The organism is Enterobacter sp. HG048 (assembly GCF_024702055.1).
GTDB lineage: Bacteria > Pseudomonadota > Gammaproteobacteria > Enterobacterales > Enterobacteriaceae > Enterobacter > Enterobacter dykesii.
Map to the genome: position 1 here is coordinate 160,909 of NZ_JANLIZ010000003.1, position 16,295 is coordinate 177,203.

Sequence of the window (16,295 nt, forward strand, 5' to 3'; positions counted from 1 at the left end):
ACCATACTGATACTGCCGTTTGAGATTTTGATTTATATTAACTTTTGCTCATGTGGTCTGACATAAAGATAAAGTTATGTGACAGGTCACTTAAGTTATGAACCATTAGCGTCGCGATGACAGCGCGCCGTAACCCACGCTCTCTTCCGGCGTGGACTCCGCTGCGTCGTGCGCCGCGCTCAAATCACGGTCGCGCACTTCCGGCATCAGGACAGCCGAGAGCAGCCCAATCGCGGAATAAGCCACCAGCATGGCGACAATCGGCCACCAGGAGCCGGTCATATTGCAGAAGATCCCCGCTAGTACCGGACCAAAGCCCACCGCCACCAGGCCGCCCGCCTCTTTGGAGATAGCCATGCGGGTAAAGCGATTTCGCGAGCCAAACATCTCCGCCATGGTGATATTTTCCAGCGCAAACAGCCCCAGCACGGCGAAGTTATGGATAACGATGATAGAGAGCATAATTGTCCCCGGCGCATAGCTCTTATCGACAATAATCGACAGCATCGGGTACGCGAGAAGAATGGCGGAGATATTGAGGATAATGTACGGCAGACGGCGCCCTACTTTATCGGAAAGCCAGCCCAGCACCGGAATGGAGATAAACCCGAGAATGGAGCTTATCATCAGCGCATCGGTAGGGATGGCTTTATCGAACAGCAGCGTCTGGACCAGATATCCGGCGAGGAACGTCTGGATCAAACCCGAGTTGCCTGCCTGACCAAACCGCAGGCCGGTCGCCAGCCAGAAGGATTTACTTTTCACCATTGAACCGAGCGAGGTGTCCGGCTGTACGGTTTGGGCATCGTTCACTTTCTCAAAGACCGGGCTCTCCTTGAGGTTCATACGCAGCCAGATGGCGAAAATCATCACCACCACGCTGGCGAGGAACGGCACGCGCCAACCCCAGGCAATCAGCTCTTCACGGTCGAGGGCAAAGAACATCACCGCCCAGATCGCCGTGGCGCTCAGCGTCCCGCAGTTTGTGCCCATCGCCACCAGCGAAGAGATGATGCCGCGTTTCCCTTTTGGCGCGTACTCCGCCAGCATGGTCCCGGCCCCCGAGATCTCAGCCCCGGCGCCCAGGCCCTGAATGATGCGCAGCGTCACCAGCAGAACGGGAGCAAAAATCCCGATCTGCGCGTAGGTCGGCAGGACGCCAATCAGCGTGGTGCAGATCCCCATCATGGTGATGGTGATAAACAGCACCTTCTTACGACCGATGCTGTCGCCCATCCTTCCAAAGATAAAGGCACCGACAATGCGTGCGATATAGCCTGCGCCGTAGGTTCCCATCGCGAGGATTAGCGCCATCGCGGCTGACTGTTCAGGGAAGAAGATCTCGTGAAAGACCAGGGCAGCCCCCAGCGAGTAAAGCTGAAAGTCCATAAACTCCAGGGCGGTGCCCAGCCAGCCGGAAACGGCGGCTTTCACCAGATCGGAGGTGGTTCTTTGAGGTTGTGCTTGCGTCATAATGGCTATCTCTGAAGGGTAAGATGCGTACCACATAGAGCCTGTCTGCGCAGGCTCTTAACCGCGTAAAGGATTATTTCCCGAACGTGAGCAAGACTTTGCAGCACTGCCGCTGGTCTTTCTCAAACAGTTCAATGGCGTCTGTTACATGGTGATAGTCAAAGGCATGAGTGATCAGTTTTTCCGGGTCGATCAGCCCTTTTTTCAGCCAGTCGATGACGACCGGGAATTTGTTGGCATTGAGGCGCGAGGAGAAGATCGCCAGCTCTTTGCCGGTGATGCCCTGCTGGACAATCTGGCTCGGCTCGCTGGAGAAACCCATCAGCACGATACGCGCCGCCGGAGAGGCCAGGGTAATCGCCTCCTGCAAAATCGCCGGATGACAGGCGGCATCAATAATTAACGTCGGTTTGATGCCCCTTTCGTCCAGCGCGGCCTGCAGCGACTGCTCGCCGTTATTCAACACCCAGTCCGCGCCGCTGCGCTGGGCCATTTTCAGGCGTTCGTCGATGCGATCAACCACGATAACCTGCTTCACCTTATAGACGCCTTTCAGCGCCTGCACGGTGACCAGCCCCATCGGCCCTGCGCCGTAAATCAGCGCGACGTCCTGCCCGGTGGGGCTGGCCTGCCCCGTCACGTTGGCGGCGATGGTGAAAGGCTCCACCATGACGGCGTGTCTATCCGGAATGTCATCGGGGATAGGCCAGGCATTTTTAGCGGGTACCGCCGCATATTCGCTGAAGCCCCCGTCGCGGTGTACGCCCAGCACCACCAGCGAGGTGCAGACGTTCGGTTTTCCGACGGAACACGGATAGCAGCGTCCGCAGCTGATCACCGGATCGACCGAGACGCGCTGGCCCAGACGGGCACTGTCAACACCCTCGCCTACGGCGTCAATCACGCCAAAAAACTCGTGGCCGATCGTGCGTGGATATTTCGCAAACGGGTTATGGCCGCGATAGAAGTGGCTATCCGAACCGCAGATCCCCGCCAGCGTGATTTTGACGCGAACTTCACCTGCACCTGCCGCCGGGAGTGGCCGCTCTTCAATCACCAGTTCGTTCGGCTGTTGAATCACTACGCTTTTCATCGTGCGCTCCTCGTTTACCAGTTCCACAGCGTGCCGTCCTCAAGACGGGCCACCGGCAGATAGGCCGGATCGTACGGATACTTCGCTGCCAGTTTTTCATCAAATTCGATGCCCAGGCCCGGCCTGTCGCCCGGATGCATATAGCCGTTATCAAAGCGCCAGCTGTGCGGGAAGACCTCCAGCATCTGTTCGGAATAGCCCATATATTCCTGGACGCCAAAGTTTGGCACCCACAGGTCGAAATGCAGCGCGGCGGCATGGCATACCGGCGAGAGATCCGACGGGCCGTGCGAGCCGGTGCGTACCTGGTAGAGCGAGGCGAAGTCCGCGATGCGACGCATCCCGGTGATCCCGCCCGCGTGGGTAATGGTGGTGCGGATATAGTCGATGAGCTGCTCTTCGATGAGCTGCTTGCAGTCCCAGATGCTATTAAATACTTCGCCCACGGCTATTGGCGTGACGGTGTGCTGGCGAATGAGGCGGAAGCAGGCCTGGTTTTCCGCAGGCGTTGGATCTTCCATCCAGAACATGCGGAATTCTTCAATGCTCTTGCCGAAGCGCGCCGCTTCGATTGGCGTCAGGCGGTGGTGCATGTCGTGCAGAAGATGTTCATTGAAGCCGAATTTACTGCGCACCGCGTCGAACAGCTTTGGCGTGAAATCGAGGTATTTTTCGGTGGACCAGAGCTGCTCTTCCGGCCAGTCGCCTTTGGTCGCAGGTTCGTAGGCCAGCCCCTTCCCTTTAGCCATGCCGTAGGTGGTTTTCATGCCCGGCACGCCGCACTGCACGCGGATCGCCTTGAAGCCCATCTCTTTATGGCGGGCGTAATCTTCCAGCACGTCGTCAATGGTGTGACCGGTCGTGTGGCAGTAAACCATCACCCCTTCACGGGATGCGCCGCCCAACAGCTGGTAGAGCGGCATGTTGGCCGCTTTGGCCTTGATGTCCCACAGCGCCATATCCACGGCGGAGATGGCCGACATGGTGACCGGGCCGCGACGCCAGTAGGCACCCTTATAGAAAAACTGCCAGATATCTTCGATGCGGTGCGCATCGCGGCCAATCAGCTGCGGGCAGAGATGGTCTTTCAGGTAGGAAGCAACGGAGAGTTCACGCCCGTTCAGCGTAGCGTCACCGAGGCCGACAATCCCCTCGTCGGTGGTGATTTTAAGAGTGACAAAGTTCCGCCCCGGGCAGGTAACAAACACGTCAGCCGCGACAATCTTCATAATTCCTTTCCTTACATCATTCGTTGTGATGCTTGAAATTTACCCATCAACCCTACTACCATACAAGTATGATGATCATAAAATCGGCTAACGATCACAAAACCGGGCGATTAGCGCGACGCTTGCCGGGATGAGCAGCAATACGGATCCCCCCTTCTTCAGCAAGCGCAGGGCAGGAAGCAGCCGATGATTTCGCATAGCGCGGTAGCAAAAAAAAGCAGCGTCGTTTTGAGCATATTTCACGTCAGGTGAGGATTTATTTAGACATCATACCTGATGATATCCTTTACCTTTCCATACTTGCACCGCGGGTATGACGTATTTTCGCTTTGGTGTAGAATCTGTTCAGGGTAACTTGATTATCTGCACCCGTTTAAAAGGAAACGCTATGACCACATTAAGCAAACGCCTTTGTCTGACAGCCCTGCTGGCGCTGTCATCGTTCGCCTTTGCCGCCTCTGCGACAGCGGAAACCAGCAAGCTCATTATTGAGTCTGGTGACAGCGCGCAAAGCCGCCAGAACGCCGCCATGGACAAAGAACAATGGAATGACACCCGCAGCCTTCGTCAGAAGGTCAACAAACGTGCTGAGAAAGAGTGGGATAAAGAAGATGTCGCTTTTGACGCGCGCGATAAGTGTCAGCAAAGTGCAAACGTCAACGCCTACTGGGAGCCAAACACCCTGCGCTGCCTGGATCGCCGCACTGGCCGCACGGTAGCCCCGTAATGTCGGCGCCCTGCGACGTTAAGCTTCGTCCGCTGGAGCGTGAAGACCTGCGCTTCGTCCACCAGCTCGACAATAACGCCAGCGTAATGCGCTACTGGTTCGAAGAGCCGTACGAGGCCTTTGTTGAGCTGTCCGATCTCTACGATAAGCACATTCACGATCAGAGTGAACGTCGTTTTGTGGTGGAGTGTGAAGGCGAAAAAGCCGGTCTTGTGGAGCTGGTTGAAATCAACCACGTTCACCGTCGGGCGGAGTTTCAGATCATTATTTCCCCTGAGCATCAGGGAAAAGGCCTTGCGTCACGGGCGGCGAAGCTGGCAATGGATTACGGATTCAACGTTCTGAATCTCTACAAGCTTTACCTGATTGTGGACAAAGAGAACGAGAAAGCGATCCATATCTACCGCAAGCTGGGCTTTATGGTGGAAGGCGAGCTGATTCACGAGTTCTTTATCAACGGTGAATACCGCAATACCATTCGCATGTGCATCTTCCAGCATCAGCACCTCGCCGGTCATAAACCGTCAGGCGCCAGCCTGCTGAAACCGACCGCGCAGTAACCTGCGCGGTTTTATTTTCAGTAATATTCAATCGTGTTCTTGATGGTGTACTTACGCTCAACGGCGGGTTTGACGCTGTCGTCCGTGATCGTCAGATCGCAGCTCACCGGATTATTGTGCCTGTCGTAGTCGCAGCTCTGCTTCACGTTACCCAGCGGCTTGTCATTCAACATGCTCACTGCCGAGTAATCCATTCTTTTGCGAACGTCTTTAGACGGCGTCGACTGGACGGACAGATGCTGATCGCCAGAGACGGTGGTTTTACCCAGCGGGTAGCCATCCGCATCGTAACGATACTTCACTTCCATCTCTTTGCCGTGCGCCGCTACCACAAAACCGTTGTCGTCGGTATCCCACGTTATCCCTGCTGACGGCAGTTCGGCCAGCTGGCATTTCCCCTGCAGCTTCACTTTTCGCTGCTGGGTTTCCGCATCAAGATAGTAATTGGCATCCAGCACCAGCGCCACGCCGGTATTGGCCTCCAGGTCGTGCAGTTCCAGGGTATCGAAACACCCTTCCGCCGACACGGTGCCAGTCACCCGTTTGGACACTTCGCCCTTCTCGTTGAGCAGCGTCTGGGTGAAGTCTTTCACCGGGCCGCGCAGCGGATCAAAATCAAATTCATTCGAGAAACTCGCCATCTCGGGCGTAAACGACAGCGGCGCGGAGCTGTTATCACACCCCACCAGTGTTGCTGCCAGTAGCGTTATCGCTGCGTATTTCTTCACATTTATTACCGTACAGGGAGATTATTCCCAATCATATTAGCAAATACAGTTGTTTACACGAAGCCTGCTAAAATTAATCTCTACACAGAGAAAAGGAGCTACAGATGAAACGGTTACCCTGGATTACCGCCCTGCTGTTAATGAGTGCCTCAACGGCCGCCCTGGCGGCACCGGATTCCTGCGAGCGCGTGAAAAGCGACATTCAGCAGAAAATTATCAACAACGGCGTGCCTGAATCAGGTTTTACGCTGAGCATTGTGCCGAACGATCAGGCTGACCAGGCGGGCACGCAGGTGGTAGGCCACTGCGCCAACGACACCTTTAAAATTTTGTACACCCGCACAGGCAACGGGGCTGCTGAAGCGCAGTAATTTAGCCTCAATCCCCTTTGATTTGATGAGGATTAAGATCTAATACCCCCAAATCAGTAACACTCACCCCATCATTAGCCCGGTTATCATTTCGGGAAAAATAATACGTAATTATAATGATGGGGTGAGCCATGTCCGATACTGAACATCACGGCGGAATTAGCCGTCGAACTCTCGTGAAATCTACGGCAATAGGGTCTCTGGCGCTTGCCGCCGGCGGGATCTCGCTTCCTTTCGGCTTAAAGAGGGCCGCCGCGGCGGTGAAGAACGCCGTCCAGCCTGCTGAAGATAAAGTGGTATGGGGCGCCTGCTCGGTCAACTGCGGCAGCCGCTGCGCGCTGCGTCTGCACGTCCGCGACGACGAAGTGTACTGGGTCGAAACGGATAACACCGGCGAGGATATTTACGGTAACCATCAGGTGCGCGCCTGCCTGCGCGGACGTTCTATTCGCCGTCGGATCAATCATCCTGACCGTCTCAACTACCCAATGAAACGCGTGGGCAAACGCGGCGAAGGCAAGTTCGAGCGCATCACATGGGATGAAGCGCTGGACGCCATCACCGCCAGCCTGAAAGGGGTGGTCAGCAAATACGGCAACGAAGCGGTGTATATTAACTACTCCTCCGGAATTGTCGGCGGCAATATCACCCGCTCCTCTCCTTACGCTTCGCTGGTGGCGCGCCTGATGAACTGCTACGGCGGTTTCCTGAGCCACTACGGCACCTACAGCACGGCGCAAATCGCCTGCGCGATGCCTTACACTTACGGCAGTAACGAAGGCAACAGCACATCTGATATCGAAAACACCAAACTGGTGGTGATGTTCGGCAATAACCCGGCGGAAACGCGCATGAGCGGCGGCGGGATTACCTATTATCTGGAGCAGGCTCGCGAGCGGTCCAACGCACGCATGATCGTTATCGACCCGCGCTATACCGATACGGCAGCTGGACGCGAAGATGAGTGGATCCCTATTCGTCCGGGTACCGATGCCGCACTGGTGGCGGGCATTGCCTGGGTATTGATCGACGAAAACCTGGTCGACCAGCCTTTTCTCGATAAATACTGCGTTGGCTACGATGAAAAAACGCTGCCGGAAGGCGCGCCCGCTAACGGCCACTACAAAGCGTACATTCTCGGCCAGGGCGATGACCGCACGGCGAAAACGCCGGAGTGGGCCTCACGCATCACCGGTATTCCCGCGGATCGCATCATCAAGCTTGCCCGGGAAATCGGCTCCGCAAAACCGGCATACATCTGCCAGGGCTGGGGACCGCAGCGCCAGGCGAACGGCGAGCTAACGTCCCGCGCCATCGCCATGCTGCCAATTCTTACCGGAAACGTCGGCATCAACGGCGGTAACAGCGGCGCGCGCGAGTCGACCTACACCATCACCATCGAACGTATGCCGATACCGGATAACCCGGTCAAAACGCAAATCTCCTGCTTCAGCTGGACGGACGCCATCGCCCGCGGACCGGAGATGACTGCCTTGCGCGACGGCGTGCGTGGGAAGGATAAGCTGGACGTGCCGATTAAGTTCATCTGGAACTACGCGGGCAATACCATCATCAACCAGCACTCCGATATCAATAAAACCCACGATATCCTGCAGGATGAAAGCAAGTGCGAAATGATTGTCGTCATCGATAACTTCATGACGTCGTCAGCGAAGTACGCCGATATTATTTTGCCGGACCTGATGACCGTCGAGCAGGTAGACATCATTCCGAACGATTATGCGGGTAATATGGGCTACCTCATTTTCCTCCAGCCCGTGACCGCGCCGAAGTTTGAGCGTAAGCCTATCTACTGGATCATGAGCGAAGTGGCGAAACGCCTCGGGACGGATATCCATCAGAAATTCACAGAAGGACGCACGCAGGAACAGTGGCTGCAGTACCTGTATGCCAAAATGCTCGAAAAAGACCCTCAACTGCCGTCCTATGACGAGCTGAAAAAAATGGGCATTTATAAGCGCAAGGATCCGAACGGACACTTTGTGGCCTATAAAAAATTCCGCGAGAACCCGGAAGCCCATCCGCTGAAAACGCCATCGGGTAAGATAGAAATTTATTCCAGCAAGCTGGCGGAGATTGCGGCCACCTGGGAGCTGGAAAAAGATGAGACCATCAGCCCTCTGCCCGTCTATGCCTCGACCTTTGACGGCTGGGACGCGCCCGAGCGCGCGCAGTTCCCGCTGCAGCTGTTCGGCTTCCACTTCAAAGCCCGTACCCACTCGAGCTACGGTAACGTCGACGTGCTGAAAGCGGCCTGTCGCCAGGAGGTGTGGCTTAACCCTGTCGATGCTGCAAAACGAGGCATTAAGAACGGCGATACGGTGCGCGTATTTAACGATCGCGGCGAGGTGCGAATTGAAGCGAAGGTCACGCCACGCATCATGCCCGGCGTGAGCGCCATGGGCCAAGGAGCGTGGCATGATGCCAATATGAATGGCGATCGTATCGACCACGGCTCATGCATCAACACGCTGACGACCCATCGACCTTCTCCGCTGGCAAAAGGCAACCCGCAGCACACCAATCTGGTGCAGATCGAGAAGGTGTAGAGGTGAAACACGAGACCCTGGTTTATTCTGTGGTCACTATTATCGGTTAACACAGTCGCGCGGGCGTCATCCGCGCGAGCAAGGAAGGTTTAATGAAAGACGTCTCACATCGTGAATCGTTCGCGTTCAGCGCCCGGGTGCTGGGCGCGCTGTTTTATTTCTCGCCGGACAGCGAGCAGGCCGCGCCGCTGGTGAAAGCGCTCACCGCTGGCGAATGGGTTCAGGACTGGCCCCTGCCTTCGGAAACGCTGCAGCCCGTTGCCGATACGTTTGCCTCATCTTCCGATGAGCCGCTGGCGGACGCCTGGCAACGGCTGTTTATTGGTCCGTATGCCCTGCCCGCGCCGCCGTGGGGCTCCGTCTGGCTGGACCGTGAATCCGTATTGTTTGGCGACTCGACCCTCGCGCTGCGCCAGTGGATGCGGGAGAACACTATCGCATTTGAAATGCAGCAGAATGAGCCGGAAGATCATTTCGGTACTTTGCTGCTGCTGGCGGCGTGGCTGGCCGAGAATGGCCGCGAGTCGGAGTGCGATCAGCTTCTGGCGTGGCACCTGCTGCCGTGGAGCACCCGCTTCCTGTCGGTGTTTGTCGACAACGCCGGGCATCCGTTTTATACCGCGCTGGGCAGGCTTGCACAGCTGACGCTCGCGGACTGGCGATCCGGGTTACTTATTCCGGTTGCGGAAAAGACGCTGTATCGCTAAGGGATGTGGCTTGCTCGCGGTTGGCGGGCAAGCCTTTAGCTTATACCTCGCCACCTGATTCACTCGCACTCTCTTTGCTTTGAATGAACCGAAGTGCCAGATAGAGGTCTGGTGCCAGAATCATGTCATCATCATTCATCGTTGGCCGGCTATCTTTAAACCAGCGCGTTAATTCCGTTTTTCTGCCCGCAAGGATTAACGTAATCTGTCGACCTTTCAGATCGCGCTTTAACTCATTAATGGTTGCCAGAACGCTGATGTCTGAATAGGTGAAGCAGGCTACGGCATCAATAACCACCCATTTAGGCTGTACTGCTGCACCATCAACCAGGTTCAATACCCGACGTTTAAAATAAGCCACGTTAAAATAGGTCAACGGGGAGTTAAATCGATACATCAGCACGCCCGGGACCATTTTAATATCGGTTGTATTACCTAATGAGTGAATCATTCCATTTTCGTCAGTGCCCAGTAAGTGCTCAGAGGGACGAAACACCGTACGCAGGAACTGTAACAGGCCAAGCAACACCGCAAGGCCGATCCCCTGGATAACGCCGATAATTAACACACAGCCAAACGTGAAAAAGGCCAGGCGAAATGCCTGTTTATTTCTGCGTCTCAGGTTCCATAGTCCACGTAAATCAATTAATGACCATGATGCATACATTAAAACAATACCTAACGCAGATACCGGAATAAATTGTAATGGCTGAGTGAAAAACACTACTACAATACCGATGAGTAAGGCTGCGACGATGGAAACCAGCTGACTTTTCCCACCCACTGAATCATTAACTGCGGTCCGGGAATCGGCTCCACTGATTGCAAACCCCTGAGATAACCCCGACATAATGTTCGCAATACCCAGCGCCCGGAACTCTGCATCAGCATTAATTTCATAGCCATTTTTCGCAGCGAAACTGCGGGCGGTCAGCATCAGGCTGACAAAACTGACTAAAGCCAGGTTCAGCGCTGGGATCACTAAATCACGCATCGGACCGGGCTGAAACGCGCCCCAGTTGACCACGGGTAAACCAGGCTGGAAGCCTTCCCCCCCAATAGTGGCAATACCATACTGTTGCGCCGATGTCGCCCATACCAGTAGCGTTGTCATCACAATGGCAATCAACGGTGCTGGCCAGTGGCTGCGATACGTTTTGATCGCCATTAAAATAATTAACGTTAAAAACGATATCCCAATGGTTAATAAATGACTGTCGGAAAGTCGGCCTGGCAAGGCCATTATTTTCTCAATAACCTGCGCTTCATCGAGTTTTATCCCCAGCACCTTGCCTAATTGCCCGACAATAATCGTCACGGCTACGCCATTAAGCAAACCCGTGAGAATGGGATGAGAAAGCAAATCGGCAAGCGCGCCCAGGCGGAATTTACTGGCAAGCAGGCACCACCCGCCCATCATCAACGTCATGATGATGGTCAGCTGCCAGTGCAGTTCGGGATTACCTGCAGAAAGAGGAAAGACGACGGCCGCAATCACCGCGCAGGTCGTGGCATCAGGGCCCACAATAAGCTGACGTGAAGAACCAAACAATGCATACGCTATCATCGGTAAAACGCAGGAATAGAGCCCCACTATTGCCCCAACACCTGCCAATTCAGCATAAGCAATGGCCACCGGTAGCGCGACAGCCGCAACGGATAAACCAGCTTTAACATCCTGTTTTAGCCAGCTTTTATCGTAGGCTAACAAATTTTGTAGCCCTGGCATGTAGTTCAACAATAGTTTTCCGAACACGTTGTTCTCCGGATAGGGATATTAGCCACGTCATGCTGGCACACTTCTCAGTGAGGTTCTGGCGTTGAAATGCTCCGGACTGAGGCCACCACTGCCCGGAACCTAATAAAACGTTAACCATTTTATTATCCTGACTGGTGTTAAACATAGTGCAAAAACTACCGCTTAGCCGGAGTAGGCTAAGCTGGATGCTGCAGCGCTGCACGCTGGTGAGGGATGGATGGCCAACAGTCATAATGCCAAGAGCAGACCATCGCACAATCGATATTGGCGGTGTAACGAGCAGCCTTTTAAATCAGCCATGTGTGGTTGAAGTACGCAAGGAAAATGATTCATTTAATATGATATATAATTTTATTAACTGCTGTTCTATTTGCAACCCTGCAACTCAATTTTTTAAGCTAATGATTATGACTCACCAGTTGCCTAAACGAGGCTAGAAATACCCCCTTGCCCGTAATGTTATTTTTTGTTACATTAACCACATAAGTGGCAAATACAATGAGTATTATGCTGGCGTTATTTGTACAACGATTAGATTGTGGAACTAAATTGAAATATGTATTTGTACTAACATTGAGTATGGTATTGTCAGGCTGTACCGCAAATGATTGGGTGGATGCTGCAAGTGGGATAATGCAAGCTAAAGACACACAAGAAAAAGACGCAAGAAATCAGCGTATAAAATCAGCTAATAAGGCTGCAGGTTACTGATGCATCAATAATTTATACATTCCTCTTCCTATCTTTACAGACAGAAGAGGAATCATATTCCAGTCAAATATCCTTACGCGGAATATAATCACCTAAGAAATCAAAATAATCAAAAAGATATTTCTTGCTTGTCAAATTTCTTATCCAAAATATTATAAGAAGATAATGGGGTAAGTACAATCACCATTACGCAGATGCATTCTGGCTTGATTCTTTACAGACCAGTCAAAAGCGGGCATCTGTTGTTTAAGTTTTTCTTCCAGATGACGTTCGTCGTCGGAGTACAACATTCGCGATCGAACCAGACCACGTCAACATCGCCAGATAAGGAACGATGCCAATCAACATGCAGATGATCCCATACGGCATCCCTGACAATACCCGCGCCAATCCAGCAATCACGAAGTTGCAAATCGCGGACCGCGTAAAGCACCCGCATTCGTGAAGGATCAACCGACAATATTCTCTGCAATGAATTTAGATAGTCCACCATGATTCCCGCTATCAAACAGCACCGCCCCGCATATTAACCGGAGCGGCTTATCTACATCGTTAGTGTGCGCTCAAAACCGCAAGCTGTCGCAGCCAACAATTAAAAACTGTACGTCACCTTCAAACTCCCCGTCGGCGACGTTTTACGATGCACAATCGGGCTATCGCCCGCATCCCCCGTCAGCTGCGTCACACCCGCTGAGGCAAGGACGCTCCAGCGCGAGGTGAGCTTGTGGGTCCAGTCAAGATTCATCGACCAGGCATAAATCCCGGCCCCGGCGTCATGTCGGGCAAATCCCGATGCGCTCGACTGGGCGGCACTGACCCCGTAGTAGGTCTGCATGTACTTGTCGGATCCCCAGCTGCCGGTCAGCGCCAGCGCCACCTCATTTTTGGGTGAGGTATAGAACGGGCTGGAAATGCCGAAATGGACCGCTTCACCGTTGTCTCTTTCAGAAACCGGTACCTCAGCCTGCAGCTGCAGGTGAAGCCAGTCGGTCACCCTGTACTCCAGCCCGGGCACAACGATTGCCGAGCCTTTTATCTCGCCCATTCCCCGCAGCTCGTCGCTGCCGGAGCTGATCGAATCGCTGCTCACGTCTTTATCTTTACGACCAACCCGATAGCTCAGCGCCGCGCTGTAATTCAGGTTGCCGATGTTATTGCCGTAACCGATCCCTCGCGTGGTGCCGATAAAGAAGCCGTTTGCCATGGCGTAATCCACCACCTGAGCCGCACTGACGCGGGTTTTATCGGAACCTGAGTAGCGCGGCGCGACGTCCACGCCGCCCCCCAGGGTTAAGACGTTACCCTGGCTCTGTTCTGCCGCCAGTGCAGGTGTGACCAGTAACGCCAGAACGACGCCCGGCACGAGGTTTTTCAGGCTGCGGCCCGGAAGTAAATGGGGGAACGTATGACGCAGTTCGATGTTTCTCATTAAAGAAGCCCTTTTGGATTCAAATGATGACGATGCATGCGGTTAACCGCCTGAACGCCCATTTTGAATACCGACCCTAAGGTTCTTATGAGCCCAACATGAAGAAACACTGAAGCGCGAGCCGGTGCTGTAAACCGCGCAGGTTTCCTGATACCGTTTTTTTCTTAAGATGTTCTTCATTCACGGTTGATACAGTTACCAGTGTGAAAATTCTACTAATCGAAGACGACCTGGATCTCGGCAACGGCGTACGTATCGCCCTCTCCGATCAAGGATTTGACGTCATATGGGTACGCCGCAAAGAGGATGCGCTGCATCAGCTGGACGTCTGCGTGCCTGAACTTATTTTGCTCGACCTGGGGCTGCCCGACGGTGACGGCATGAGCCTGATGACGCGTTTGCGTCAGCAGCTCAAGGGGATCCCGGTCATCATCCTGACGGCGCGCGGCACGCTGCAGGACCGGCTGTGCGGGCTGGATGCCGGCGCGGACGACTATCTCGTCAAACCCTTTGTTCTCGCCGAACTGCTGGCGCGAGTACGAGCCCTTGCGCGACGCAGCTACGGTTTTGAGAATGAGGCGATAGAAATTCGAGGCTTATCGCTTCATGTTCCGACGCGTCGCGTGAAGGTAAGCGCGCGCCACATAGACCTGACCGCCAGTGAATATGCGCTGCTGGAAACATTGATGCTGCGCGCTGACCGCGTGATAACGCGACGGTTTCTGGAAGAGCGGATATTCGGCAACAAAGAGAACCTCAGCAATGCGCTCGACGTGCATATGGGAAATTTGCGGCGAAAAATCGGCGATGGCTATGTACGAACGGTGCGGGGCGTCGGGTATGTCATTGATACCGTCTCAGTCCAGAAGGTGACCGGTTAATGCGAAACGTCTGGTATCACCTGAGACGACCGACGCTGGTACGGCGAATTATCATCGCCCAGATCGTGCTGCTTACCCTGCTGTGGAGTCTTTTTTTAACCTTCATTCTGTGGGATGACCTGCGCAGCCCTCCCATCCTCACGGGCAATAAGACGTATGAAACCCTTTTTACCCTGGTTGAGAGGATGGACGGACGCCCGCAGGATCGCACCGCCGTGCTGGAAGCCTTCAGCAAGGCGCTGCGTGAGGGCTATGGCGGCGGTGACGATCCCGCGCTGTCGATTAACCTCATCGTTCGCGAGAATAATGCCGTGATATTTTCGTCACAAGGAGCGCCCGCGGGGGTGAAAAACACCCGGCCGGGCGAAATGGAGCACGTACAGAGTGAAGGTCGCGTCTGGACCAGCCGCACCCTCAAATCCCCTCATTCCGACGTGGAGGTTACCCTTTTCACCCCAGCCAGCGGCTGGAACTTCTTTATCTATCTTAACTCGCGCGGGTACTACATCCTGCCGCTGCTGGTTTGCTTCCCTTTTCTGCTGTTTCCCGCGTGGCTCTCAATCCGCATTGCGATGCGTCCGTGGAATAAGGTGGTCAATGAAATTTCGTTACGCACGCCGGACGATCTTTCCCCGTTAAAAGCCGTACCGAAGCACCGGGAGCTTCGCCAGATGGTGGACGCGATCAACGACTTCCTTGCCAGAGTTCGCGAAAGCGCGGAAAGGGAACGGGTTTTCATTGCGGATGCGGCGCACGAGCTGCGTACGCCCCTTGCGGCGATGCGCATCAACGTGGAAGCGCTGCAGTCCTGGGTCTTTAGCGAGAGCCAGCAGGAGCTGCTTGCAGGGGTGATTCGCAGCAACAGCCGGGCAGCGCGTCTCGTCAACCAGCTGCTGCTGATGATGCACAGCGAAGCGCGCATTGATACGGACATGGAAACCGTTCCGCTGACCACGCTCATTCAGGAACGAATGGCCGAACTGGAACCGCTGGCGTCCGCGCGCAGAATTGAGCTGGAATTCTTCGCCGAGGATGACATCTGGATCCCCGGCGTCAGGGAACGCCTGGTATCGCTTATTGACAACCTCATTGAGAACGCCGTGAAGTACAGTCCCGAGGGCGGGCGGATTCAGGTCGATGTCAGCATAGCGGATGGCTTCGCGCGGCTTCGCGTTTCAGATGCAGGGCCCGGTATTCCGGTTGAACTGCGCGAGCGCGTGTTTGACCGGTTTTTCCGCGACCCCAATCAGGTGCAAAGCGGGAGCGGGCTGGGGCTTGCCATCGTCAAAGCGGTGGCGCAGCAACACAACAGCAGCGTAAACCTGAGTACTTCCGCTGAAGGTGGCCTGATGGTGACGGTTGACTTCCCGAACCGCACGTTTTGCTAAATCAGAACAGGGAGTTCGATCGCAAATGCCGCAGATTGCTTCAAAATAATTACCGTATTTGTTATATTGTTGTTTATTGCTTATTCACCTCTGCGGTGCCAAAAAGAACAAGATTCACCGCAACCCAGGACAGAGAAATGTTAGATTACCGCTTCCCGACAGCTTTGCAGATGGTTCTCAGCGTAGCGATGGCGGAGCAATTGGGTGAACGTTCCACGAGTGCGATTCTGGCCTACGGCCTGGAAGCGAACCCGAGCTTCATCAGAAAATTGATGGTTCCGCTCACGCGTGACGGCATTATCGTCTCAACGCTTGGCCGTAACGGCTCAATTCACCTTGGTCGCCCGCCGGAAGAGATCACCCTGCGCGACATCTACCTTTCGGTCATCGAAGATAAAAAGCTGTGGGCGTCGCGCCCTGACGTGCCGGCCCGCTGCGTGGTCAGCGCCAACGCCTGCTGGTACTTCAAATCGATTTCCGAAGAGGCAGAAGAGGCTTCGTTAGCGGTACTGGCCCGCCATACCGTGGCAAGCGCCCTGGAAGCGGTGAAAAACGCCGACAGCAGCGGATGGGATCCCCTCCCGGACCTTATTGCCCAGTATCAAAAAACGTCGTAACGTTTTATCTGATGCGAAAAAAAACCGCCTTCACAATAAAGGCGGTTTTTTA

At 54.4% G+C, this 16,295-nt stretch carries 15 protein-coding genes and 2 pseudogenes; 9 read left to right on the forward strand and 8 right to left on the reverse strand.

What is annotated here, in order from left to right; translation table 11 throughout:
• Window positions 1-105: 105 nt before the first annotated feature.
• The 4 genes and pseudogenes from NUX24_RS06200 to NUX24_RS06215 form a co-directional block, all read right to left on the reverse strand.
• Window positions 106-1,473, reverse strand: coding sequence for an MFS transporter (locus NUX24_RS06200; protein ID WP_257830262.1), 1,368 nt, complete (start codon window positions 1,471-1,473; stop codon window positions 106-108).
• A gap of 73 nt (window positions 1,474-1,546) precedes the next feature.
• Window positions 1,547-2,566, reverse strand: a complete 1,020-nt coding sequence (locus tag NUX24_RS06205; RefSeq protein WP_257830264.1) for a Zn-dependent oxidoreductase — start codon at window positions 2,564-2,566, stop codon at window positions 1,547-1,549.
• A 14-nt stretch (window positions 2,567-2,580) separates the two neighbouring features.
• Window positions 2,581-3,795 carry a D-mannonate dehydratase ManD gene (gene manD, locus NUX24_RS06210; RefSeq protein WP_032657497.1) on the reverse strand — a complete coding sequence of 405 codons (1,215 nt, stop codon included), beginning with the start codon at window positions 3,793-3,795 and terminating at the stop codon, window positions 2,581-2,583.
• Between the two features lie 111 nt (window positions 3,796-3,906).
• Window positions 3,907-4,031 (reverse strand): annotated as a pseudogene (locus NUX24_RS06215) (hypothetical protein); the annotation flags it as partial.
• Between the two features lie 152 nt (window positions 4,032-4,183).
• Here NUX24_RS06215 and NUX24_RS06220 point away from each other — a divergent pair.
• Entirely contained in the window at window positions 4,184-4,522 is a 339-nt protein-coding gene (locus tag NUX24_RS06220; protein WP_008502414.1) for a DUF1283 family protein, read from the forward strand.
• Window positions 4,522-5,082, forward strand: a complete 561-nt coding sequence (speG, locus tag NUX24_RS06225; RefSeq protein WP_023311549.1) for a spermidine N1-acetyltransferase — start codon at window positions 4,522-4,524, stop codon at window positions 5,080-5,082. Before NUX24_RS06220 ends, speG begins: the two co-directional genes overlap by 1 nt.
• A gap of 17 nt (window positions 5,083-5,099) precedes the next feature.
• Here speG and NUX24_RS06230 read toward each other — a convergent pair whose 3' ends face one another.
• Entirely contained in the window at window positions 5,100-5,810 is a 711-nt protein-coding gene (locus NUX24_RS06230; protein WP_047651352.1) for a YnfC family lipoprotein, read from the reverse strand.
• Window positions 5,811-5,914: 104 nt separating this feature from the next.
• Here NUX24_RS06230 and NUX24_RS06235 point away from each other — a divergent pair, with 104 nt between their 5' ends.
• From NUX24_RS06235 to dmsD, 3 genes are all read left to right on the forward strand, one after another.
• Window positions 5,915-6,181, forward strand: a complete 267-nt coding sequence (locus NUX24_RS06235; RefSeq protein WP_029739394.1) for a DUF1161 domain-containing protein — start codon at window positions 5,915-5,917, stop codon at window positions 6,179-6,181.
• A 131-nt stretch (window positions 6,182-6,312) separates the two neighbouring features.
• Window positions 6,313-8,751: a selenate/tellurate reductase subunit YnfE gene (ynfE, locus tag NUX24_RS06240; protein ID WP_257830266.1), complete on the forward strand. Its 2,439-nt coding sequence runs from the start codon at window positions 6,313-6,315 to the stop codon at window positions 8,749-8,751.
• A 92-nt stretch (window positions 8,752-8,843) separates the two neighbouring features.
• Complete coding sequence (gene dmsD / locus NUX24_RS06245) at window positions 8,844-9,458, forward strand: Tat proofreading chaperone DmsD (RefSeq protein WP_047651350.1); 615 nt, start codon at window positions 8,844-8,846, stop codon at window positions 9,456-9,458.
• A gap of 40 nt (window positions 9,459-9,498) precedes the next feature.
• Here the strand turns inward: dmsD and NUX24_RS06250 are convergent, their stop codons facing one another.
• Window positions 9,499-11,214, reverse strand: a complete 1,716-nt coding sequence (locus tag NUX24_RS06250) for a SulP family inorganic anion transporter (protein WP_047651349.1) — start codon at window positions 11,212-11,214, stop codon at window positions 9,499-9,501.
• A 501-nt stretch (window positions 11,215-11,715) separates the two neighbouring features.
• Between NUX24_RS06250 and NUX24_RS06255 the strand changes: the two genes are divergently transcribed.
• Window positions 11,716-11,928: a hypothetical protein gene (locus tag NUX24_RS06255; protein WP_214576004.1), complete on the forward strand. Its 213-nt coding sequence runs from the start codon at window positions 11,716-11,718 to the stop codon at window positions 11,926-11,928.
• 152 nt (window positions 11,929-12,080) lie between these two features.
• Here the strand turns inward: NUX24_RS06255 and NUX24_RS06260 are convergent.
• Window positions 12,081-12,421, reverse strand: a pseudogene (locus NUX24_RS06260) (nucleotidyltransferase family protein).
• Window positions 12,422-12,520: 99 nt separating this feature from the next.
• Window positions 12,521-13,357 (reverse strand): MipA/OmpV family protein, encoded by an 837-nt coding sequence (locus NUX24_RS06265; protein ID WP_214575668.1) that lies wholly within the window; start codon window positions 13,355-13,357, stop codon window positions 12,521-12,523.
• A 203-nt stretch (window positions 13,358-13,560) separates the two neighbouring features.
• Here NUX24_RS06265 and NUX24_RS06270 point away from each other — a divergent pair, with 203 nt between their 5' ends.
• The 3 genes from NUX24_RS06270 to NUX24_RS06280 all read left to right on the forward strand — a co-directional run bounded on the left by NUX24_RS06270 (window position 13,561) and on the right by NUX24_RS06280 (window position 16,243).
• Window positions 13,561-14,238 (forward strand): response regulator transcription factor, encoded by a 678-nt coding sequence (locus tag NUX24_RS06270; RefSeq protein ID WP_257830268.1) that lies wholly within the window; start codon window positions 13,561-13,563, stop codon window positions 14,236-14,238.
• The gene (locus tag NUX24_RS06275) at window positions 14,238-15,626 is read left to right on the forward strand and encodes a HAMP domain-containing sensor histidine kinase (protein WP_257830269.1); all 1,389 of its coding nucleotides are present in this window, start codon (window positions 14,238-14,240) and stop codon (window positions 15,624-15,626) included. Before NUX24_RS06270 ends, NUX24_RS06275 begins: the two co-directional genes overlap by 1 nt.
• Before the next feature lie 137 nt (window positions 15,627-15,763).
• Window positions 15,764-16,243 carry an Rrf2 family transcriptional regulator gene (locus NUX24_RS06280; RefSeq protein WP_029739386.1) on the forward strand — a complete coding sequence of 160 codons (480 nt, stop codon included), beginning with the start codon at window positions 15,764-15,766 and terminating at the stop codon, window positions 16,241-16,243.
• Window positions 16,244-16,295: the final 52 nt, after the last annotated feature.